Here is a 1,035-nt window from a genome sequence, read left to right on the forward strand (position 1 = left end):
ATATTCTTTTTGCACGGCGGCGAGCTTGGTGAGCAGAGGAATGAGATCCTGTTCTCCGTGAATAGCCAAACCGGACTGCTCCCCAGCGATCTGATAGAAAATCTCCTGCGGAATGCGCATTTCCAGCCGCACACTGCCGGTGCCCAGTTCCATCGAGAGAACCTGTGCATCGGATACATATTCGGTCTGCGCCAACGCCTGGGCACAGGCTTTCATGCCGCGCATTCGATCTATATGGCTTGCCTGCGTGCGGATGCCGTCATAAACGGCTTCTTTGACGCGATGACCGGAGGGAAGTGTGTTGACCCATGGCGGCAGAACAATGCCGACTTCGCGCACGGGAAATTCATACAACACTGCTTTGAGCACAGCACCCATTTCTTCCGTGTCCATGTTCATGCAGTCTGCGGCAATGGCGGTGACGTCATAGGAATCGGAAATTTGCTGACAGATGCGCTGGGCATCGGCATCATTTGGCTGCATGGAATTGACGAGAACGAGAAAGGGCTTGTGCAGACTCTTCAGCTCCCGAATGACGCGATCCTCTGCATCCAGATAGGCTTCGCGCGGAAAATCCGTCACAGAACCGTCTGTCGTGACCACCAGACCGATGGTTGAGTGGTCAGAAATGACCTTTCTCGTGCCCAATTCGGCGGCTTGCGCCATAGGAATGGGCGTATCACTCCATGGCGTGGATACCATGCGCGGGGCATCCTCTTCGCTTTGACCCAAAGCACCGTCAATGAGATACCCAACACAATCGACCAGTCGAATCTTGCATGTCCCATCATCATCCAGTGCGATTTCGGCAGCTTCTTCTGGCACAAATTTCGGCTCGGCGGTCATGATTGTCCGACCGGAGCCGGACTGCGGCAGTTCATCTTTGGCGCGTTCACGCCGGTATACGTTGTCGATGCCGGGCAGCACAAGCGTTTCCATGAATCGCTTGATGAGCGTGGATTTTCCCGTCCGAACCGGCCCGACAACGCCGATATAAATGGTGCCGCCGGTGCGGCGGCTAATATCTTCGTATAG

The 1,035-nt window shown here is 55.1% G+C and carries 1 protein-coding gene; it reads right to left on the minus strand.

Translation table 11 applies throughout. From position 1 onward, the window contains the following. Positions 1–1,035, minus strand: a 1,035-nt coding sequence (locus tag ACR0P9_RS13145; RefSeq protein WP_432620864.1) for a stage IV sporulation protein A, incomplete at both ends; no start/stop codon positions are given.

This window comes from Butyricicoccus sp. (assembly GCF_050872565.1).
Taxonomy (GTDB): Bacteria; Bacillota; Clostridia; order Oscillospirales; family Butyricicoccaceae; genus Butyricicoccus_A.